We start from the raw sequence: 20989 nt of genomic DNA, 5'->3' as shown, positions 1-20989 counted from the left end.
AGCGCCCCGAGTCGGGCGGTAACACGCCCACCACTCCCAGCGCGGAGGCCCATCGGATGCGCGCGGACATCGATCGCGGGCTGACCGGCGACAAGGTTCCGGCCACCGATCCCGCCGCCGCTCCGCTCGGCACCGACGACGAGGCGGCCGGCACCACCCCGCCGCACGGCATGTCGCGCGATCCCATCGTCCCCAAAGACCAGCGCATCCCGCCGGGCCAGAAGAAGGGCGGCGATACGCTCGACACCTGACCGCCTGATTGCAAGACGTCCAAAACGGCAAAAAGCCCGGCCGGGGATCCCGGTCGGGCTTTTTGTTGTCAGGCGTCCCGCTATCGACCCTCGGAGGCCTGGGCTCAGAAATAGCGCTCCGGCACGCGGACGACGTCGTCCGGCATCACCGAGGTGGTGATCGGAGCCTTGCGGATTTCCTTCTTGGGATCGGCGCCGCGGGTGATGAGGACGTAATCCTCCTTGGCGCGGTAGGTGTAGCCGCCGGCCATCGCCACGGCCGACAGGGCGGTCATGCCGTTGACATACTGGTACTGGCCGGGGTTGCGGACCTCGCCCAGGATGAAGAAGGGCCGGTGGTTCAGCACCTCGACGCTGACCTTCGGGTCCTTCACATAGCCGGCGGAGAGACGGGTGGTGATTTCCTTTTCAAGGTCGCGGGTGCTGCGGTCCTTGGCCGAGACTTCGCCGATCAGCGGCATGGCGACTTTGCCAGTGCCGTCCACGCGGAACTCACCGGACAGCTGTTCCTCACCGAACACGATGACGCGCAAGGCGTCGCCCGGGCCGAGATGGTACTCGCCGATCTGACCGGCGCTGGCGGTCTCCATCGGCGCGTCGTTGCCGGCACAGCCGACCATGGCAACGGCGAGCGCGGCCAACCCGATCCCCTGGCCCAGCGCACGGAACATATGACGTCGATTCATCCCTAAACCCTTTCCCTGGCTGGTGGATGCCTGCCGCAGCGCCGGTCCGGTCCTGATCACCGGTCCGGTTGGCCCGGATGGATGGAACGGCTCCTTGGAACCACCCATCCGCCGGCCGCCTTGCAGCGGCGCCCTTTGGTCACGCACCTGAATTCGGGTGGAGACTAGCAACTCGCAAGCGCTTGGGAAAAAGTGGAGAGGAATTACCGCCTTCGGATCCCCCCAATACATCGCTGCCGGCTACAAAAGCAGGCATAAGAAAAGGGCGCCCGTCATAGGACGGACGCCCTGCCCTGTTCAGCAAAACCTTTAGGACCTTCGGCCGGGACTTTCCCGGACGGACGATCCGGATTCGGCGGATTACAGCCGGGATTACATCTGAGCGCCGAGTCGCAGGTAGATCAGGTTGTCGCTGTACTCGGCCGCACTCAGGTTGGAGTTGCGCTTTTCATAGGTGTAGCCGCTGGTCAGATACAGATAGCGGTTCATCTGATAGGTGCCGCCGATGCTGGCCGTATAGACCTTGTCGTTGCGGTCGTTCCCGTTGAAGTCGTCCTGACGGTACTGCAGCCGGGCGTTCAGCACCAGCGAGCGCAGCAGTTCGTGATCGACACCCAGGGCGAAAAGGGTGCGGGTGTAGCTGGAGGCGGTGCCGAAGCCCGGGCTCGACGAGGTCTCGCGCACCTGGCGGCTGGCGGTGGCGCTGATGCCGGTCAGCTGGGTGACCGCCCAGTTCAGGCGCCCGCCGAAGGACAGGCCGCTGAAGTCCTCGAGCCGCGAGTCCTTGTAATTACGGACGAGGTAGCCGGCGAACAACTCGCCGGTGACCAGGCCGGTCAGCTCGCTGGCAACGCCGCCCACCACCTCGTACCCGTCCGAGTCGCGGTCGAGGCCGAAGGCGTCGCGGTCGTTCTTGTGGCGGGTCCAGGAATAGGTGCCCTGGACGAAGGCCTCATAGCCCTCGATGAACTCGTAGCCGACGCGGCCGACCGTCGCGTATTCCCAGCGGTCACGGTCGCCCTGGCGGGCGACGCCGCCGCCGATCAGGTCGACGTCGTCATAGGTGATGTACTGGGCCGACCCCGACACGCGGGCGCGCAGGCGGTTGAAGCGCTGGGTATAGCCGGCCTCGCCGCCGCTGGTGAAATACTTCACCGGCTCGGCATAGCCCTGCAGGCTGTTGATGTCGCCGCGGCCTTCGTGGTTGCGGCGGTGGAACAGCCGGGCGTCCAGCGCACCGCCCTTGTTCACGTCGTAACGCCCGTCGGCCTGCGCGGCATAGTCCGTGTAGTTCTCGCCGGAATGGTCGCTGTAGCGGCCGGTATCGGCAGAGGCGGAGAAGTTCAGCGCATGGGCCGCGAAGTCGGACTTGATGTCGATCCGCGGACGGACGGTCCAGATGACGTCGTCCTCGTGGTTGTCGCGGGTGGCGTAGACGTTGGTTTCATAGGTGGCGCCGGCTTCCACCCGCGGCAGGAACAGGAAGGAGCCGGCGCGGACGCCAAGCTGCTCCAGTTCCGGCCGGCGGCGCTCCAGCACGGTTTCGCCACGCTGCAGGTCGTCCTGGGCGGCGGCGGGAAGCGACGTCAGCCCGGTCGAGGCGAGAGCGAGGGCGAGGAGGGAAAGGGTGCTGGTCTTCATGGAGTCACCGCGCTTGGCTGGGTTCGGTCGGCTCTGGGTTCGGTCGGCCCGTCGGGCCGGGGCCGGCCCCTTGGTGGGACACGTCCGGGCACCGCCTTCCGGCGGGACCCGATGCGGACGCATCCTCGGCAAAGACACAACAAACCGTGCTCCTTCCGCAACAGTGAAGCCCGGCCGCCGCCGCTTTTGCCGGGTCCTGTGGTGTGGCCGCAACAAAAGCCCGGCAATGGGACAAGTGCGGCGGTGGCAATGATTCGATTGATTTCAGTCCATTTTTCAAATGGTCGTAAGATGAAGGTCATAGCCGCGGACCGACAGAACTGGCGAAGCTCCCCCACCCCTGCCCTGCCCCTACTTGGAACCGTCCGCCCCGCGCCGGGTTGTTCATGACGATTCCTGACCAGGAAAGGTGCCGTATGACACGCCGACTCGACACGCCGCCGTCGCCGCCCTCGACCAAGCGCCCGCCCGACGCCACCACCCCACCCTACACGCCGGGCGGGGTGACACCCCCCGATGGAGAGGGTCCGGCAAGTCCCGCGGAGAAGACCGCTCCGCCTGACAGCTATCCGCCCAAGCGGAAACCCTGACGAAGAAAAGGCGGTGAGAAGCGGCGGCGGCCGAAGCGTATCATAGCGGCGGCGTCATGAATCGGCGATCGGGTTCACCCGAATTGCGGCAGAAGCAGCGCTTGCCTTGTTTTCGAACTTGCGCCGCTTCTTTTGTTGCGCCGACGGTGACGTTCGCATTCCTGTGGCTCTATGACGCATCTGCGAAGGTTGCACTGCGGCCATTGCGTTTTCTACCCTTTCCATGAGGAACGCATAATGGATGCAACGGGTGGCAACAGGCGGCAAACGCCGGGCCACCTCTGCCCACGCAGCCGGGAGCGGCGGTCCGTGCCCGCCCCAGCCTTCACCCCGGACCGAAGGCGGGCGCGAACCACGGGCCCGTTGCCATGGACGACTTCGGACGACTGCCTCCCGACGACTACCAGTTGGCCGGCCAGGTTCACCACCGCCTCCGCCGCGCCCACCAGCGCTCGTCGGCGATCTTCATCGACCTGATCGGCGATTCGCTGCTGACCCCCACCCAATGGGCGGCCCTGGCCACCCTGTATGCCGAGGGTCCGCTGTCGCAGAACCAGCTCGGCCGACTGACCTACATGGATCCGGCGACCACGCAAGGCGTGATCCTGCGGCTGGTGGAGCGCAATCTGGTCGAACGCCAGCCCGACCCGCAGGACCGCCGCCGCACCAGCGTCCGCCTGACGCGGATCGGGCAGGCGCTGGTCGTCGACCTGATGGCGAACGCCGCCGCCGCCCACGAACGCACCCTGGAACCGCTGTCGGAGGAAGAGCGGGTGCAGTTCTTGGCCCTGTTGGCCCGCCTGATGTAGGCGGCATCGCCTGCTGGTTGGGAAAGGCCGAACGGGAAACCCCCGATCAGTCGGTGACTTTTGCGCGGGGTTTGCTATGAACGCGGTGTGTTGCGTCGCACCGCGACCCGGACACGCCGCTGGTCTCTCACGAACCGGGGTCCCCGCAGGATGAAGCACCGCCACCCGACCGCCTCGCCGACGGCGAAGTCCCTTCTTTCGGCCGCACTGTTTGCCGCGATCTCCGTCGTCGCGATCGCCACCGGTCCCGCCACTGCCCAATCCGCGAAGGAGCCGGTGAAGTTCAGCGGCGCGCCGGTGCGGGTGGGCGAGATCAACAGCTACACCGGCCTGCCCGCCTTCACCATTCCCTACCGCCAGGGCTGGCAGCTGGCGCTGGAGGAGATCAACGCCCAGGGTGGCGTGATCGGCTGCTGCGAACTGCAGGTCGTCTCGCGCGACGATGCCGGCAAGCCCGACGACGCGGTGCGCGTCGCGCAGGAGCTGGTGACGAACGAAGCGGTGGACGTGCTCGCCGGCACCTATTTCTCCCACATCGGGCTGGCCGTCGCCGATTTCGCCGCGCGCAACAAGGTGCCCTTCGTCGCGGCGGAGCCGCTGACCGATGCCATCACCTGGGCCAAGGGCAACCGCTACACCTTCCGCCTGCGCCCCAGCACCTACATGCAGGCGGCCATGCTGGTGGAGGAGGCGGCAAAGTTGCCGGCCAAGCGCTGGGCCACCGTCGCCCCCAACTATGAATATGGCCAGTCGGCGGTGGCGTGGTTCAAGCAGCTGCTGAAGGAAAAGCGCCCGGACGTCCAGTTCGTGGCGGAGCAGTGGCCGGCACAGGGCAAGCTGGAGGCCGGCCCCACCGTCCAGGCGCTGGCCGCCGCCAAGCCCGACGCCATCTTCAACGTCACCTTCGGCGCCGATCTCGCCAAGTTCGTGCGCGAGGGCGAGGGCCGTGGCCTGTTCCGCAACCGCAAGGTCGTCAGCCTGCTGACCGGCGAGCCGGAATATCTGGAGCCGATGAAGGATGAGGCGCCGGAAGGCTGGATCGTCACCGGCTATCCGTGGGACCAGATCGACACGCCCGCCCACAAGGCCTTCGTCGCCGCCTACACCGCGCGCTTCAAGGAATCACCCAAGGCGGGTTCCATCGTCGGCTACATCACCATGAAGGCGGTCGCCGCCGCGATCACCAAGGCCGGGTCCGCCAATGCGGAGCCGATCGTCGATGCGCTGGCCGGCCTGAGCATCGACAGCCCGGTCGGCCCGGTGACCTTCCGCGCCTCCGACCATCAGGCGACCATGGGCGCCTATGTCGGCACCACCACCGTCAAGGACGGTCGCGGCACCATGAAGGATTGGCACTACGCCGACGGCGCCAACTACCTGCCGCCCGACGACGTGGCGCGCAAGATGCGGCCGGCGGAGTGACGTTGTAGGCTTCGATTGCCCCCTCCCTAACCCTCCCCCACCTTCGGTGGGAGAGGGGACTGCCGCCGCTCTGCGACTGACTCCCTCTCCATCGAAGAGGGGGAGGGTTGGGGAGGGGGCAAGAGTCCGCACTGAAGTAACCTCTCCATGTCCTTCCTCCTCGTCCAGGCCCTCAGCGGGCTCGCGACCGCGGCGACGTTGTTCCTGGTGTCGTCGGGGCTGACCATCGTGTTCGGTGTGACGCGGATCGTGAATTTCGCGCACGGCTCCTTCTACATGGTCGGCGCCTATGCCGGCTGGTCGCTGATCGAGCGGTTCGGCGGCACGCCGGCCGGCTTCTGGGGCTCGGTCGCCGCCGCGGCGCTGATGATGGGAGCACTCGGCGCCGCGATGGAAATCGGGCTGCTGCGCCGGCTCTACCGCTCACCGGAGTTGTTCCAGCTGCTGGGCACCTTCGGCGTCGTGCTGGTGGTGCAGGACCTGACCGCCTGGGCCTGGGGGCCGGAGGATCTGCTGGGCCGCCGGGCGCCGGGGCTGAAGGGCTCCATCGACATGCTCGACCAGCCCTTCCCGCTCTACGACCTCGTGCTGATCGGACTCGGGCCGCTGGTGCTGGGGTTGTTGTGGCTGCTGTTCAACCGCACCCGCTGGGGCACGCTGGTGCGCGCGGCGACGCAGGACCGCGAGATGACCAGCGCGCTGGGCGTCGATCCGGCGCGGCTGTTCACCGGCGTGCTGTTCCTGGGCTGCGCGCTGGCCGGGCTGGGCGGCGCTCTGCAGGTCCCGCGTGAGGCGGTGACTCTGCAGATGGACATGGCCATCGTCGTCGAGGCCTTCGTCGTCGTCGTGGTCGGCGGCATGGGCAGCCTGACCGGCGCCTTCCTCGCCTCGCTGCTGATCGGGCAATTGCAGGCCTTCGGGATTCTGGTCTTTCCGCAGATCACGCTGGTGATCGTCTTCCTGTTCATGGCGGTGGTGCTGGTGCTGCGCCCGCATGGCCTGCTCGGCCGGGCCGACGAGGTGCCGCCGACGGCACCCGCCACTGTGACCGTGCCGCTGTCGTCCGGACGCCATGTCGGGGCCTGGGCACTGGCCCTGCTGGCGGTCATGGCCGCCGCACCGCTGGTCGCCGGCGATTACGCGCTGATCCTGCTGACCGAGGTGGTGATCCTCGCCCTGTTCGCCGCCAGCCTGCATCTGCTGATCGGGCTGGGCGGGCTGGTGTCCTTCGGCCATGCGGCGTGGTTCGGGTTGGGCGCCTACGGCTCGGCCCTGCTGGTCAAGCACATGGACGCGCCGATGCCGCTGGCACTGGCCGGCGCGCCGGTGCTGGCCGGGCTGGGGGCGCTGGTGGCGGGCTGGTTCTGCGTCCGGCGGTCGGGGCTCTATTTCGCCATGCTGACGCTGGCCTTCGCGCAGATCGTCTGGTCGATCGCCTTCCAATGGTATGCGGTGACCGGCGGCGACAACGGCATCCTCGGCGTTTGGCCGTCGGCCTGGGCGGCGGGCAAGGCGGCCTATTACTGGCTGACGCTGGCGCTGTGCGGCGGGGCGCTGTGGCTGCTGCGCCGGGCGGCCTTCGCCCCCTTCGGCTATGCGCTACGGGCCGGCCGCGACTCAGGGCTCCGCGCCGAGTCGGTGGGCATCGACGTGCGCCGCTTCCAGTGGATGGCCTTCGTGCTCGCCGGCGCGGCGGCTGGCCTGGCCGGCGGCCTCTACGCCTTCGCCAAGGGCAGCGTCTTCCCCACCCTGCTGGCGGTGCCGCAGTCGGTCGATGCGCTGGTGATGGTGCTGATGGGCGGCATCCAGACCGTCGCCGGACCGCTGGCCGGCGCGGCGGTCTTCCACCTGCTGGAGTCGGAGGTGATGAGCATGACCGACTGGTGGCGGCTGGTGCTGGGCCTAATCATCGTCGCGCTGGTGCTGGTCTTCCCCAAGGGCATCGTCGGCTTCCTGTCCGGCCTGCGTTCTAATTTCGGGCGGAGGCGGGCATGAGCGAGTTGCCCATGACCGAGTTGCCCATGAGCGAACTGGTGGTGCGTGACCTGCAACGCTCCTTCGGTGGAGTGCAGGCGGTGGGCGGCGTGTCCTTCACCCTGCGCTCCGGCGATCTGCTGGCGCTGATCGGACCGAACGGCGCGGGCAAGAGCACCTGCTTCAACCTCCTGAACGGGCAACTGCGGCCCGATTCGGGCTCGGTCAGACTGGACGGCACCGAACTGGTCGGTCTGCCGCCACGGCGCATCTGGGCGCTGGGCGTCGGCCGAACCTTTCAGATCACCGCGACCTTCGCCTCGATGACGGTGGCGGAGAATGTGCAGATGGTGCTGCTGTCGCGCGCCCGCCGCCTGTTCGGGCTGTGGCGCCCGGCCGCCGCGCAGTTCCGCGAGCCGGCGCTGGCCCTGCTGGACCGCGTCGGCATGGCGGCCCAGGCCGACCGCCCCTGCGGCGTGCTGGCCTATGGCGACGTCAAGCGGGTCGAGCTGGCGATGGCGCTGGCGAGCGAGCCGACCGTCCTGCTGATGGACGAGCCGACCGCCGGCATGGCCCCGGCGGAACGGCTCGCCCTGATGGCGCTGACGGCGGAGCTGGTGCGCGAGCGCAGCCTCGCGGTGCTGTTCACCGAGCATGACATGGATGCCGTCTTCGGCCACGCCACCCGCGTACTGGTGCTCGACCGCGGCCGGCTGATCGCGGAAGGCTCGCCGGATCAGGTGCGCGCCGACCCGCGCGTGCAATCCGTCTATCTGGGAGGCGAGGCGTGAGCGAACCGCTGCTGACGGTGGACGGCCTCCAGGCCTGGTACGGCCGCGCCCATATCCTCGACGGCATCGCCCTGACGGTGGGGCGGGGCGAGGTGGTGGCGCTGATGGGCCGCAACGGCGCCGGAAAGACCACCACGCTGAAGGCGATCATGGGGCTGGTGGAGCGGCACGCCGCGATCCTGCGCTTCGACGGCCGCGACCTGTCGGCCCTGCCCGCCCACCGCATCGCCCGGCTCGGCGTCGGCTATGTGCCGGAGGACCGCCGCATCTTCGCCGACCTGACGGTGGAGGAGAATCTGGAGGTCGGCCGCCAGCCGCCCCGCCCCGGCGCCCCGGCCTGGACTCCGGAGAAGCTGTTCGCTCTGTTCCCCAACCTCGCCGAGATGCGCGGCCGCCGCGGCACCCGGATGAGCGGCGGCGAGCAGCAGATGCTGACGCTGGCCCGCACGCTGATGGGCAACCCGTCGCTGCTGCTGCTCGACGAACCGTCGGAAGGGCTGGCGCCGCTGATCGTGAAGCAGATGGCCGACGCGGTGCGACGCCTGAAGGCCGAGGGGCTGTCGGTCCTGCTGTCCGAACAGAGCCTGTCCTTCGCCTCGGCCGTTGCCGACCGCGCCTGCGTCATCGAGACCGGCCGCCTGCGTTGGACCGGCACGATGACGGAGCTGATGGCGGATGAGGGGGTGAGGGCGGCGTATCTGGCGGTGTGACCGCCCCCTCCCCTTCTCGTCACTCCCCGGCGACGCTGAGGTCCATCACCGACTTCGGGTCCAGCGACTTGTCGACCTGGCCTTCCGACTGCCAGAACTTCACCTGATTGACCACGTCGTCCACCAGCAGGCGGGCCTGCGGATCGACATAGGGCAGGCCGGCGGCGACGATCTCCGGCTTCTGCTTGGTGGCGTCGGCGATGATGCCCAGCAACTCGTCATAGCCGGGACCCTTCACCAGCTTCCCCGAGGCGTCCTTGCCGTTGAAGGCGGTGTGGTATTCGGCCAGCGCGGTCTTGTAAGCGCGCATGAACTTCTCCACCAGCGGGCGGCGGTCCTTCATCGTCTTCGGCGCGGTGAACAGGGCGCCGAGCTGCCAGGGCGTCTCGTCGCCGACCCAGCCCAGGATCTTGCCGGCGCCGTCGGTCGCCAGCTGCCGCGACACGGTGGACGGCGCGATGATGGCGTCGACCTGCCCGCCCTTGAAGGCGGCGACCATCTTCGGCACGTCCTGCAGCGGCACCATGGTCACATCCTTGACCGTGAAGCCGTGCTTCTGCGCCAGCAGCCCGATCATGTAATGGAAGGTCGAGCCGACGGTGGTGATGGCGATCCGCTTGCCCTTCAGGTCGGCCGGCGTTTTCAGGCCGGCGTCATAGGCGGCGTTGGTCGCCATATAGGCGCTCAAGGGGAAGCCCGGCTCGTCGCGGCTCTGCGCGGCGATGATGGTGACGGCCCCCTTGGAGGCGAGGTTGTAGAAACCGGCGGTCAGGCCGGTGACGCCGAAATCCACATCGCCCGAAGCCACCGCGACCGGAACCTGCTGGGCCGAGGTGAACATCTTCAGATCGACGTCCAGCCCTTCCTTCTCGAAATAGCCCTTCGTCTTGGCGATGAAAATCGGCCCGGAGGAGGACAGGGCCAGCGCACCGACCGTCGCCTTCTCCAGCGGCTGCGCCAGAGCGGCGGACATCAGGGTACCGGCGGCGAAGGCTACCCCGGCAGTGGCGATCACGGCGCGCCGGGTGAGGCGGGCCACGGTCATGGCGGCGGTCATGGACGGAAATCCTCCCGAGGAATGGTTCAGGTTTCTTGTGAAGAATGCCGATCAGCGCCAGTTCAGCAGGCGCCGCTCAAGCTGCGACAGCACGGTGCCGATGGCGAGCCCCAGCAGCGACAGCACCAGCACGCCGGCCAGCAGCGTGTCGGTCTGCATCAGGTTGCCGGCCATCAGCACGAAGGCGCCGATGCCGTACTCCGCCCCGATCATCTCGGCGGCCACCACCAGGATCAGCGCGATCGACGCGGTGATGCGGAAGCCGGCCAGGATGCCCGGCAAGGCGCCCGGCAACACGATGGAGCGCAGGATCGATCCCCAGGGCAGGCCGAAGCTCTGCGCCATGCGGATCAGGTTGCGCGGCACCTGATCGATGGCGCTGTAGGTGGCGATGACGGTGGGGAAGAAGACGCCGAAGCCGATGGTGGCGAACTTCGACGGCTCGCCGATGCCGAACCACAGGATGAACAGCGGCAGCAGCGCGATCTTCGGGATCGGGAAGAAGGCCGACACCAGCGGCACCCCCACCGCGCGGGCGGTGGAGAAGATGCCCATGGCGAAGCCGACCAGCATGCCGCCCAGCGTGCCCATCACCCAGCCGACGGCGATGCGCGCCAGCGACGCCTTCAGGTTCAGCCAGAGCGAGCCGTCCGTCACCATGCCGGCCAGTGCATGGCCGACCGCGCTCGGCGGCGGCAGGAACAGGGGGCTGGCAAGGCCGAGGCGGCTCGCCCCCTCCCACACCGCGATCAGCACGGCGAAGGCGGCCAGCGCCGCCCAGGGATGGCGTTTTACGGTAAAACCGCCGCCGCGGAAACGGACGGGCTGGCCGATTGCGGCGGTGGCAGCGACTTTAGGGTTCAGGCTGTCAGGCACGGGCGATCTCCCGGTCGGCCATCTGGGCTTCGGCCTTCATCAGGTGCCACAGCCGGTCGCGCACTTCGGCCAGATGGGCCTGCGCCGACGGCTCCTGCCGGCGCTCGCGCGGCTCCTCGATGGTGACCAGTTCGCGGATGCGGCCGGGACGGCGGCTCAGCACGCAGACACGGTCGGCCAGTCGCAACGCCTCGTCCAGATTGTGGGTGACATAAAGCGCGGTGGTCTTCTCCCGCCGCCAAAGCTCCAGGAAATCGTCCATCAGCAGCTCGCGCGTCTGGGCGTCCAGCGCCGACAGCGGTTCGTCCAGCAACAGCATCGCCGGACGCACCGCCAGCGCACGGGCGATTCCGACCCGCTGGCGCATGCCGCCGGACAGCTGCTTGGGCAGGGCGTTGCGGAACTCCGACAGACCCATGCGGCGCAGACCGCTGTCGACACGCTCGCGCCGCTCGGCGGTGGAGAGCGGGTGATGCTCCAGCACCAGGGCAATGTTGTCCTCCACCGTGCGCCAGGGCAGCAGGGCGAAATCCTGGAAGATGAAGGTGATCGGGTTCAGGCAGCCGTCGGGCACCTCCCCCTCGACCCGGATGGTGCCGGAGGTCGGGGCGACGATGCCGCCGGCGATGCCGAGCAGCGTAGACTTTCCGCAGCCGCTGGGGCCGATCACGGCCAGGATTTCGCCCTCCGCCAGCGTCAGGTCGATGCCGTCCAGGACGGTCAGATCGTCATAGCGGTGGGTCAGATCGGAAACGAGTAGCCTCATCGCGCCCTTTTATGCCCGCATCTTCGTCGGCGGGATCCGATTGTTCGTTGAGCCCGCCACTATAGCGCGGCGTTCCTCCTCTGGAGAGGGGAAAGGCTTTCCGCATTCCAGCCATACGGCAGTATGGCAGTGGCCGGAAGACGTCAAGGCGCTGTCGGCTTCGCGACAGGCTTCGTCAGGCGATGCCCATCGCCGGACCACCGGCGGCCGGAAGCTCCAGCGCCCGCAAGGCGGTGGCACAGCGGCCGACCGCGGCCTCCGCCAGACCATGGCGCTCGCTCAGGCCCGCTTCGTCGAGTTCGTCGGGGGTCATCGCCTGCAACAGAACGCGCAAGGTGCGGACATAGGTGCGCAGAAGCGTGGCTTCCTCGGCATGATTGCCCAGCAATCCCGCCTGACCGGCGGCGTGCAAGGCGGCAAGCTCGCTGTCCAGCGACGCCGCAGCCATTTCTATGGCCTGGAGCGCCCGCGTCAGGCGGACATGCTTCAGAACGACGACGACGGCCATGCCCACCTCCCCTGCCCGCTGGAATGGCGGAATGAAAGCAATGGCCGTGCCAGCGCTGTCCGCGTGATTCAGCGCCGCCGCATCGACGGGTGCCACGCCGTCGTCGCCCGCTCCAGCAGCGCCAGCGCGCCATAAAGGCCGGAGCCGATCAGCGCCGCCACCGCGATGGTCGCCCACACGATGTCCAGGTTCATCCGCGCCACCTCGGTGGAGATGCGAAAACCCATGCCGACCACCGGTGTGCCGAAGAATTCGGCGACGATGGCGCCGATCAGCGCCAGGGTGGAGTTGATCTTCAACCCGTTGAACAGGAAGGGCAGCGCGTTCGGCAGCCGCAGTTTCACCAGCGTCCGACCATAGCCGGCGGCATAGCTGCGCATGAGGTCCAACTGGATGCGCTCCGAATTGCCGAGACCGGCCAGCGTGTTGATCAGCATCGGGAAGAAGGTCATGACGACGATGACCGCCGCCTTCGACTGCCAGTCGAAGCCGAACCACATCACCATGATCGGCGCGATGCCGACGACGGGAATGGCGCTGGCGAGATTGCCGAGCGGCAGCAATCCGCGGGCAAGAAAGGGCACCCGGTCGGCAAGGATTGCCACGAGGAAGCCCGCGCCGCAGCCCATCACATAGCCGCGCAGCACAGAGGTCAGCACCGTCTGGCGAAAATCATCCCACAGCACCGGCGCGTTGGCGGCCAGCGCCAAAGCGATGCGGCTGGGTGGCGGCAGCAGGATCGCCGGCACCTGGAAGCCGCGCACCAGCACCTCCCACCCCACCAGCAGGCCGAGCCCGAACAGTCCGGGCACGATGACGGAGCGGGTCCAGCCCGGCACCCCGGCCAGCACCCCCATCACCCGCCACAACAGCAGCGTCGCCGCCACCAGGAACAGCCACAGCCCCCAACCGGCCGACAGGTCCAATCCCTCTTTCAGCAAACGGAACGGCAGGAGCCAAGCCAGCGCCACGCCGGCCAGCTCCGCCCAGGCGCCCCAGACCCGCTTCGGCGCGGAGCGGCCCGCAATCACCGCCAGCACCACGCCGATCAGGAACAGCGGCGCCATGGTTCCGCCGAGCCAGCCGACGGGCACGCCGTTCAGTGACCCCAGCGACAGGACCAGCGCCACCAGCGCCGGCAGGATCACGGTAACCAGCCCCCAATCGGCGGCGCTGCGCAGGCTGGTGCGGTACGGGTTCGTCATAGCCTCGCTCATCGCGCACCCGCCCGGCCCAGCAGGACCAGTTCCAGCCCGCGCACCACCCCGATCAACGCCACCGACAGCAGCGAGGCCATGATCAGCGCCGCCCAGATCTGCACGGTCTGGCCATAATAGGACCCGGACAGCAGCCGCGCCCCCAGCCCGGCCTGCCCGCCGGTCGGCAGCTCGCCGACGATGGCGCCGACCACGCTGATGGCGACCGATACCTTGAGGCTGGCGAACAGGAAGGGCATGGACGCCGGAAGCCGCAGCGACCAGAAGGCGCGCATCCCGCTCGCCGAATAGGTCCGCATCAGGTCGAGCCACAGCGGATCGGCCGAGCGCAGCCCCTTCACCATCCCCACCGTGATCGGGAAGAAGCACAGATACATGCAGATCACCGCCTTCGGCAGCAGACCGGTCAGCCCGATGTTGCCGAGAATGACGACGATCATCGGTGCGATGGCGAGGATCGGGATGGTCTGCGATGCGATCACCCAGGGCAGCAGGCTGGCTTCCAGCGTGCGGGTGTAGACGATGCCGGCGGCCAGCAGAATGCCCAGAACCAGCCCCATCGCCAACCCGGTCAGCGCCGCCTCCGTCGTCACCCAGGTGTGGAACAGCAGGTTGCGCGGGCTGGTCGGCGCATAGCCGGTCAGCGACTTCCACAGTTCCACCACGACCTGATCGGGGGTGGGCAGGATCGGCCGCTTCATCGCATAGGCCTGGGCCAGCACGTCACCGAAGCCGGCAGGCTTGCCGGCGCGGGCCAGCGTCTCAGCCGCCTGCGGCCAGTTCAGCCACGCCGCCCCGACATACCACGCCGCCAGCAGGAGCAACGTCATCACCGTCACGGGAAGCGCGCGCTTAGTCATCGTAGCTGTGCCCTTCCTTCAGCCCCTCGCGCACGCGGTGGGCAATGGCGGCGAATTCCGGCGACTCGCGGATGTCCAGCGTGCGCTCACGCGGCAGCGAATCGCAGTCGATGACGTCGAGGATACGGCCGGGGCGCGGGCTCATGACAACGATGCGGGTGGAAAGGAACACCGCCTCGGCAATGGAATGGGTGACGAAGACGCAGGTCTTGCCGGTCGCCCGCCACAGCTGGGTCAGATGCAGGTTCAGATGGTCGCGCGTGATCTCGTCCAGCGCGCCGAACGGCTCGTCCATCAGCAGCAGGTCGGGCTGCAGGGCCAGAGCGCGGGCGATGGACACGCGCTGCTGCATGCCGCCCGACAGTTGCCAGGGGAACTTGCGCTCGAATCCGACCAAGCCGACGCGCTCAAGCTGTTCGCGGGCGCGCTGCTGACGTTCGGCCTTGGGAAGCCCCATGATCTCCAGCGGCAGCATCACATTGCGCTCCACCGTCCGCCACGGGTAAAGCGCCGGCGCCTGGAACACATACCCATAGAGCCGCTTCAGCCGCGCCTGCTCCGGCGTCATGCCTTCGATGGCGACATGGCCGGAGGTGGGCCGCTCCAGATCGGCGATCACCCGCAACAAGGTGGTCTTGCCGCAGCCGCTGGGACCGATCAGGGAGACGAAATCGCCCCGCGCGATGGTCAAATCGACCTCGCTGAGCGCCGTGACCGGCTTATCCGCCGTGGGATAGACCAGCGAAAGCCTGCGCGCCTCGACGACCACCGGGGACGCGGCCGAGGAAGCGGCCTGGTCCGAGCCTTGCCGAGAAGCAGTCGCCTCCCGGACATCGAGCGGATTGGGGAAGGTCACGGGCGGCGGTCCTTCACAGCTCGGATTTGGGGAGCGGACTTGACGGTTCGGTCAGAATCGTCCGTACCGCAAACTATCACCCCTCCGATTGAGGCGCCAGGGTTGCAAAAGCCCAGCCCTACTGCCTGAAGATATCAGAGTGCAACTTTAAGGGAAATTTTCGCCGAAGCGAGATTGGCATGCACATGCGCGCACGGTATTCTCGCGCCGCCTGACGCGCATCACGCGCGAAGGGCAACCGGAAGGAGGTGACGCGAGTGAGGAAATTCCTGAAGTGGCTTGGCCGCTTCTGGTTCAAGCTGAAGTTCGAGTTCGAAGCGGGCTTCAACACGGACCAGGACAGGTAAGCCAAAGATGGTGGGGCCGGGAAACCGGTCCCGCCATTCAGGAAGCGGCTCGCGTCACCTCCTGCCTCCGAGATTACCACGCCCCCCGCCATTTTCAAGGCACGGGCGAAGGGTGACACAAGCGCGACACGCTCCGCGGGTGCGGACCGTCCATCGAAGGGAGATGGGTGAAAGAACTGGACGGGCGGCACCATGCCGGAACAGGATCACGCCCCTTTACCGCAACACCCTTGAGACATGCCCGCCGCCAAGCCGCCCCCCAGCCTTGAGATCACGCGCGAGGACGGCGCGGCCGGTGCCGTGTTCGTGGCGACCCCGGTGCTGACCCCGGTAATCCGCACACGCTATCTGCTGATCGCGGGGCTTCTGGCCACCGGCTTCATCGCCGGGGCAGGTCTGGCGCCCGAGGAACTGGCCGGCATGCTGCAATGGCTGGCGGTCTTCTGCGCGGTTCCGGTGCTGCTGCTGTGGGTGGTGATGCTGACCGAGACGGTCCAGTGCCGGGCCGTGCGGCTGAGCGTGACGGCTCGCGGGCTGACGGTGGATGGTTCACGTATCCATGCGCATGAGACGATCCGCGATCTGGCGCTGTACCCGATGGTGGGCGGCAAGCCGCTGTTCGTCGCCTGGATCGATCCGGCGCACGACTACGGCCACAAGGCGGAGATGAACCTCGTCGCCGGCAACGTCGCGCCCAACGATGCGGTGAAGGCGGAATTGAAGGCGGCGGGCAGCCGCAACGTGCGGCTGGTCATGCACCGGCGCGGCGGGCACAAGGCGATCGTTCTGGTGCGCGGCCTGACCCTGTCGGGCGGGCAGACCCTGCTGGCCGCCCTGGCGGCGGAGCTTCGCGCTCACAGCCGCTAGGGCGTCAGGAAAAGACCGGCGTGATCAGCGGCGCGGAATGGCCGGCGGCTCCGGCAGATCCTCTTCCAGGATGACGACGTTCAGGGCATAGGACACCTCGCCCTCGTCCTCGTCACGATTCAGCGTGCCGAAGAACTCGCCATCCACCGTCACTTCGGCCGACTGGCCGGCCTTGGCCGGCGGCTCGATCACGATCTTCGGATTGCCCAGCGTCTTGCGCAGGTACATCTGCACGCGGGCGATTTCGGTGTCGGACATCCGGACGACGGACGGCTTGGCGGGCGGCATGGCGAACCTCGTTGTCTGCGAAGGAGCGTCATATAGGCGGCTTCGCCGCGAAGGGAAAGCGATACCTCGCCGGATCTCCTCCCTCTCGCCGGAGACCCGGCGCCTGCTCCGGCTCCGCCCATCGTCCACGCGGGGTAACGCCGGCACAGTCCGCCGCCCCGAAAGAGCGGGGTTCCCGACTGGTGGAAAAGGCTATGCTCCCGGCGGCGGTACGCAACCCGGCATCGGGCGGCGCATAGGATCATGCCCGTGCCGGAGGCTGCCGCGCAGACGAAGGATGGAACGCCGTGACGATGACCCCGACTGCAAGCAATGCCACCCGCCGCAAGACAGGAGGATGGAGGCGTCGCCTTGAAGCAACCGTCCTCACGGCGGCGTTGCTGGCCGCCCTGCCCTTCGGCGGCGCGCTGGCGGACAATGGAAAGCGTGTGGCGCTGGTCATCGACAATGGCCGCTACACGGCACTCGACGGCCGGTCGGACCAGGCTGCCGCCAATGCCTCGGCCATGGCGTCGGCCTTGCGCAACGCCGGCTTCTCGGTGACGCGGGCCGACAATGTCGGGCGGATCGCCATGGAATCGGCCCTGGAGCGCTTCCGCGAGGCGCTGTCCGGTGCCGACCTTGGCTTCGTCTATTACACCGGCCTCGCCGTCGGACTGGGGGAGCGGGAGTTCCTGCTGCCGGCCGACGCCGCGCCCACGGGTGCGGAGGACCTGCCGCGCGCCGCCCTGGACCTCGACACCGTGTTGAGCGACCTGCGGGACAGCGGACGCAAGGCGGTGGTGGTGATCGACCCCGGCATCGCCGAGGCGCTGGCCCAGCGGGTCGGCGGCGGCGCGCTGGGCACGCCGATCGAGGCGGACGGCCTGTTCGTCGTCTACGCCCACCGTCCGGGCGTGCCGCCGGCGCCGCCCAAGTCGGGCAAGGGTCCCGATCCCTTCACCGCCGCGCTGGCGCGCGAGATGGTCAAGCCCGGCGTCGCCTTCCGCGATTCGCTGGCCGAGGTGGCGCGCGCCGTCGCCGAACGCAGCGACGGCCGGCAACTGCCCTGGCTGCAGGACCGGCTGGGCAGCAATCTGGTGCTGGTGCCAGCCGTGGCATCGGCGCCCGCCAAACCGCCGGCCACCCCGCCAGCGGCGTCCACTCCCCCTCCGGCCAAGGAACCGCCGGCGGTGACCACCCCAAGCCTTCCGCCCGGCGAATATGAGATGGCGAAGGCGAGCACCCTGTTCGACCGGCCCGCCGTCGGTGCGCGCGGCGTCGCACAACTGTCGGCCGGCAGCATGGTGACCGTGTTGGAGGCTGTGCCGGAAGGAAGCTGGCTGCGCGTGCGCGATCCGGCCGGGCGGACCGGCTATCTCACCGCCGGCGTGCTGGCCACCCGCTGGGCCGACCCGTCGCCGCTCGCCGCCCGCACCCGTGGTCCGGTTGAGGCCGGCCCCTCCTTCAGCGATCCCGGCATGGAGCAAGGGATGGAGCCGCCAGCCACCGGCAATTCCGATCCGATCCGGACGGAGCAGCCGCGCAGTTTCCCGACCGCGCCGCCCGGCACCGGCTTCACTGTCCCGGACAGCCCGGCGGTGGAAGCGGAACAGCAGGCGATGCGCGCGCTGGGTGATGCCCGCACCGCCGCGGATCGGGCGCGCGGCCGTCCCGACAGCCGATACTGGAGCTACGGCTTCTCCGGCGGCGACCGTTACGAAGGAACCTGGGCGCAGCCATCCTCCGGTTCGGGGCTCGGCCGGCCGATCCGCCAGGGAGCGGGCGTCTACCACTTCGCCAACGGCCAGACCTATGAAGGGGAATGGTCGGGCGACCTGATGTCAGGCTATGGCGTGATGACCTTCACCGACGGCAGCCGGTTCGCCGGGCGCTTCCGCGATGGCCAGCCGGACGGGCCGGGTGTCTTCCACTACGCCAATGGCGGACAGAGCGCCGGCCTGTGGCGCGGCTCCGTCCGCCTGGACCAGTAAGACCACCGCCGAGCGGGGATCAGCGCGGCTTCAGCGCCTCCACCACCTGCACATGGCCCTGCAGCGCGCCCAGAGTCAGGGCGGAGTTGCCGTTGGCGTCCATGCGGTAGGGGTTGGCACCGCTGTCGAGCAGCAGCTTGGCCACCGCCTCGTGCCCGTTGTTGGCGGCGTACATCAGCGCCGACCAGCCATAGGCGGTGGTGCGGTCGACCATCACCCCATGCTGGATCAGCGTGCGCGCCACGTCCTGGTGGCCACGGGCGGCGGCGGCCATCAGTGCGGTTTTGCCGTCGCTGTTGGTGGTGTCGAGATCGGCGCCGCCGTCGGCCAGCGCGCGGACCACCGCATCATGCCCACCCCAGGCGGCGTACATCACCGCCGTGGCGCCGTCGGAGGTGCGCAGATCGGATCGGGCATGACGGTCCAGCAGCACCCGCACCGCGTCGGTCAGCCCCTGTTCGGCGGCGATCATCAGCAGGGTCTTGCCATTCTCCAGCCGCGTATCCGGACTGGCCCCGGCCTGCAGCGTGCGCGACAGCTCCGCCGGGTTGCGCAGCAGGGCCAGCACCGATTCGCGGTCGCCCAGCCCCGGAGTCGCCTTCACCGGCGCCGCGGAACTTCCGCCGCCGGTTCCGGACGCGGTGCCGGTCGCCGGACCGTTATAAGCCCGCTGCTCGCTCGCCGCACGGATGCGTTCGGCGAGATCGGGGCTGGCGGGCGAGATCATTTGCGCCCGTTCGTAGAAGCGCTTGGTCTCCGACCAGTCGCCGTCGCGCTCCGCCATCATCGCCCAGCGGCGATAGGTGTCCTCCATGGTGGTCAGCAGCTCCGCCACCTCGGGCGCCGACGGCGCGATCTGGCGGATGCGCTGCACCGTCTCGAAGGCGTTGTCGCCGGGCGGGGTCGTCAGGCGCTTGCCGGCGATCTGGCGGCGGGCCTGATCGACCATGCTGCGCACGCGCTGGGCCGTGTCGGCGTCGGGAACGGCGGCCTGCGGCACGGCGGGAACGGCAGGCGTGGCCGACGGGTCCTCCAGCGGCGGCAGCGAGGCCACACCCGGCGCGGCTTCCGCATTGCCCGGCGAGGCGGAGGGCTTGGCGGTGGCGGACGGCTGCGACTGGGCGGGCGGCAACGCTGCGGTCTCGACCGGTGCCGCCGCATTCGCAGTGGCGGTCGATGCGGGCGCCGCCGACTTCGTCACCGTCTGGGTGCCGCTCGCGGCCGGCTGCGCACTCTGGGCCGTCTGGGCCGGCGTCTTCTGAGCATCGGCCGTGGCGGCCGGACGCGGGGCGGGTGCCGTCGCGGCGGGGGCTGTCGAGGTCGGGGACGAAGCGGCGGGCGCCACAGGAACGGAGGATGCCGGCACCGACGGGACGGCACCGGGCGCGGCCGTGGCAGTATCGGCGGCAGCCTGCCGGCTGGCGGCCGAAGTCTCGCCACCGGTCAGGCCCAGCACCGTCCGCTCGACCGCATCGCGCGCGCGGACCCACCCCTCCTCCACCATCGCCAGCGCCCGGTCGGGGAAGGCGCCCGGCATTGCGGTGGCGATGGCGGCGCCTGCGGCTCCCAGCAGGACCAGGGTGGTCAGCGCCGCTCCGGCATAGAGCCCGGTCCGGCGCGGCGCCCGCATCGTCTGGCCCTGGCCGAAACCCGGGTACCCCCGGTCACGATAGTCGGCGACCGGCCCCTCGGCACCGGCCATCGGTCCGGGATCGCGGTCGCTCCACTCCTGATCGCCCGACCAGCGGGGATCCTGCGCCCGGTCTTCCTGCCGCTCACCCACCGACCAGTCGTTCGCGGGCGGAATCGCCGCCGACTGCGGCGGCGGCGCCAGGATCGGCACCGGACGCGGCGCCGGCGGCGATACGGCGGCATCCTGCGACTCGTCGGCGAAGCCCCCACCCGGCGACATCCGGTAGATCACGCCCATGTCGCGCAGCACATCCGTCAGTCCGGCCCGCGCCAAGGTTCCTTCCAGTTCGGGAGTGCCGCAGAGCAGCACCTGCATGAAGCGGCCGGACGGCGTTTCCGCCCGCGTCAGTTCGACCAGATCGCTCAGCACCGGCGGCGCCAGCACGGCGGCGTTGTCCACCGCCAGCAGCCCGGAGCCGGCAAGTTCCAGCCTTTCCTCCAGCGCGGCGATCAGGGCGTCGAAATCGACCTCGCCGCCCTCCTCCCCGGCGGCCAGATCGGGCAGCGCGCCGGTGCCGGCGGCGGCGACCAGATCCTCCAGCTCCGCGCCGAGCGACGCCGCGACCGGCAGTGCCATGGCGCCGTCCGCCTCGACATGCTCGACCAGTTGGCGGAACAGCGCGGGACGACCCGACCCGGCATCTCCCACCAGCACCAGCAGCCTCTTGCGGGCCAGAAAGGCGAGAACCAGTCCATCACGGATCTCGGCCGCCGTGGCGCCGGCGGATTCGGAAACGGGATCGTGGTGGCCCGGAGCGGCGCGCCGGGCGCGCGAAGTATGTTTCGGGGCAGAACGGTCCATGGACAT

20 protein-coding genes are annotated in these 20989 nt (G+C 68.9%); 9 read left to right on the top strand and 11 right to left on the bottom strand.

What is annotated here, in order from left to right; genetic code table 11:
* The first annotated feature begins 56 nt into the window (after nucleotides 1-56).
* Nucleotides 57-251, top strand: coding sequence for a hypothetical protein (locus tag M5E06_RS01690; RefSeq protein WP_167393295.1), 195 nt, complete (start codon nucleotides 57-59; stop codon nucleotides 249-251).
* Nucleotides 252-355: 104 nt separating this feature from the next.
* On the opposite strand, the gene M5E06_RS01685 is transcribed toward M5E06_RS01690, so the two are convergent.
* Both M5E06_RS01685 and M5E06_RS01680 read right to left on the bottom strand, forming a co-directional pair.
* Nucleotides 356-937 carry a polysaccharide biosynthesis/export family protein gene (locus M5E06_RS01685; protein ID WP_247870556.1) on the bottom strand — a complete coding sequence of 194 codons (582 nt, stop codon included), beginning with the start codon at nucleotides 935-937 and terminating at the stop codon, nucleotides 356-358.
* A 372-nt stretch (nucleotides 938-1309) separates the two neighbouring features.
* Entirely contained in the window at nucleotides 1310-2578 is a 1269-nt protein-coding gene (locus M5E06_RS01680) for an outer membrane beta-barrel protein (protein WP_252136940.1), read from the bottom strand.
* Nucleotides 2579-2994: 416 nt separating this feature from the next.
* On the opposite strand from M5E06_RS01680, the gene M5E06_RS01675 reads away from it, so the two are divergent.
* From M5E06_RS01675 to M5E06_RS01650, 6 genes are all read left to right on the top strand, one after another.
* On the top strand, nucleotides 2995-3168 hold the full coding sequence (locus tag M5E06_RS01675) for a hypothetical protein (RefSeq protein WP_158281995.1): 174 nt from the start codon (nucleotides 2995-2997) through the stop codon (nucleotides 3166-3168).
* 368 nt (nucleotides 3169-3536) lie between these two features.
* The gene (locus M5E06_RS01670) at nucleotides 3537-3977 is read left to right on the top strand and encodes a MarR family winged helix-turn-helix transcriptional regulator (RefSeq protein ID WP_109150105.1); all 441 of its coding nucleotides are present in this window, start codon (nucleotides 3537-3539) and stop codon (nucleotides 3975-3977) included.
* A gap of 150 nt (nucleotides 3978-4127) precedes the next feature.
* Complete coding sequence (locus M5E06_RS01665) at nucleotides 4128-5399, top strand: ABC transporter substrate-binding protein (RefSeq protein WP_252136939.1); 1272 nt, start codon at nucleotides 4128-4130, stop codon at nucleotides 5397-5399.
* Nucleotides 5400-5546: 147 nt separating this feature from the next.
* Nucleotides 5547-7394, top strand: a complete 1848-nt coding sequence (locus tag M5E06_RS01660) for an ABC transporter permease (protein WP_252136938.1) — start codon at nucleotides 5547-5549, stop codon at nucleotides 7392-7394.
* Nucleotides 7391-8164 (top strand): ABC transporter ATP-binding protein, encoded by a 774-nt coding sequence (locus tag M5E06_RS01655; RefSeq protein WP_502801954.1) that lies wholly within the window; start codon nucleotides 7391-7393, stop codon nucleotides 8162-8164. Before M5E06_RS01660 ends, M5E06_RS01655 begins: the two co-directional genes overlap by 4 nt.
* A complete protein-coding gene (locus M5E06_RS01650) occupies nucleotides 8161-8874 on the top strand; it encodes an ABC transporter ATP-binding protein (RefSeq protein WP_252136937.1) in 714 nt (237 codons plus the stop codon). The genes M5E06_RS01655 and M5E06_RS01650 overlap by 4 nt, the downstream gene beginning before the upstream one ends.
* Before the next feature lie 19 nt (nucleotides 8875-8893).
* On the opposite strand, the gene M5E06_RS01645 is transcribed toward M5E06_RS01650, so the two are convergent.
* From M5E06_RS01645 to M5E06_RS01615, 7 genes are all read right to left on the bottom strand, one after another.
* Nucleotides 8894-9931 carry an ABC transporter substrate-binding protein gene (locus tag M5E06_RS01645; protein ID WP_252136936.1) on the bottom strand — a complete coding sequence of 346 codons (1038 nt, stop codon included), beginning with the start codon at nucleotides 9929-9931 and terminating at the stop codon, nucleotides 8894-8896.
* A gap of 51 nt (nucleotides 9932-9982) precedes the next feature.
* Nucleotides 9983-10807: an ABC transporter permease gene (locus M5E06_RS01640; RefSeq protein WP_252136935.1), complete on the bottom strand. Its 825-nt coding sequence runs from the start codon at nucleotides 10805-10807 to the stop codon at nucleotides 9983-9985.
* On the bottom strand, nucleotides 10800-11573 hold the full coding sequence (locus M5E06_RS01635) for an ABC transporter ATP-binding protein (protein WP_252136934.1): 774 nt from the start codon (nucleotides 11571-11573) through the stop codon (nucleotides 10800-10802). The genes M5E06_RS01640 and M5E06_RS01635 overlap by 8 nt, the downstream gene beginning before the upstream one ends.
* A 175-nt stretch (nucleotides 11574-11748) precedes the next feature.
* Nucleotides 11749-12081: a hypothetical protein gene (locus M5E06_RS01630; RefSeq protein WP_252136933.1), complete on the bottom strand. Its 333-nt coding sequence runs from the start codon at nucleotides 12079-12081 to the stop codon at nucleotides 11749-11751.
* 68 nt (nucleotides 12082-12149) lie between these two features.
* The gene (locus tag M5E06_RS01625) at nucleotides 12150-13286 is read right to left on the bottom strand and encodes an ABC transporter permease (RefSeq protein WP_252136932.1); all 1137 of its coding nucleotides are present in this window, start codon (nucleotides 13284-13286) and stop codon (nucleotides 12150-12152) included.
* A gap of 8 nt (nucleotides 13287-13294) precedes the next feature.
* On the bottom strand, nucleotides 13295-14158 hold the full coding sequence (locus M5E06_RS01620) for an ABC transporter permease (RefSeq protein WP_252136931.1): 864 nt from the start codon (nucleotides 14156-14158) through the stop codon (nucleotides 13295-13297).
* Nucleotides 14151-14927 (bottom strand): ABC transporter ATP-binding protein, encoded by a 777-nt coding sequence (locus M5E06_RS01615; protein ID WP_252138498.1) that lies wholly within the window; start codon nucleotides 14925-14927, stop codon nucleotides 14151-14153. Before M5E06_RS01615 ends, M5E06_RS01620 begins: the two co-directional genes overlap by 8 nt.
* A 671-nt stretch (nucleotides 14928-15598) precedes the next feature.
* Here M5E06_RS01615 and M5E06_RS01610 point away from each other — a divergent pair.
* On the top strand, nucleotides 15599-16228 hold the full coding sequence (locus M5E06_RS01610) for a hypothetical protein (protein ID WP_252136930.1): 630 nt from the start codon (nucleotides 15599-15601) through the stop codon (nucleotides 16226-16228).
* A 24-nt stretch (nucleotides 16229-16252) separates the two neighbouring features.
* Here M5E06_RS01610 and M5E06_RS01605 read toward each other — a convergent pair whose 3' ends face one another.
* Nucleotides 16253-16516 carry a DUF3126 family protein gene (locus M5E06_RS01605; RefSeq protein WP_085088058.1) on the bottom strand — a complete coding sequence of 88 codons (264 nt, stop codon included), beginning with the start codon at nucleotides 16514-16516 and terminating at the stop codon, nucleotides 16253-16255.
* 293 nt (nucleotides 16517-16809) lie between these two features.
* On the opposite strand from M5E06_RS01605, the gene M5E06_RS01600 reads away from it, so the two are divergent.
* The gene (locus M5E06_RS01600; protein ID WP_252138497.1) at nucleotides 16810-18489 is read left to right on the top strand and encodes a caspase family protein; all 1680 of its coding nucleotides are present in this window, start codon (nucleotides 16810-16812) and stop codon (nucleotides 18487-18489) included.
* Between the two features lie 19 nt (nucleotides 18490-18508).
* Here the strand turns inward: M5E06_RS01600 and M5E06_RS01595 are convergent, their stop codons facing one another.
* Nucleotides 18509-20983 carry an ankyrin repeat domain-containing protein gene (locus tag M5E06_RS01595; protein WP_252136929.1) on the bottom strand — a complete coding sequence of 825 codons (2475 nt, stop codon included), beginning with the start codon at nucleotides 20981-20983 and terminating at the stop codon, nucleotides 18509-18511.
* Between the last annotated feature and the right edge of the window lie 6 nt (nucleotides 20984-20989).

The sequence above is a fragment of the Azospirillum sp. A1-3 genome (assembly GCF_023806445.1).
Taxonomy (GTDB): Bacteria; Pseudomonadota; Alphaproteobacteria; order Azospirillales; family Azospirillaceae; genus Azospirillum.
Note: the sequence above shows the minus strand (reverse complement) of the source record. Positions and strands in the feature narration are given on the sequence as shown.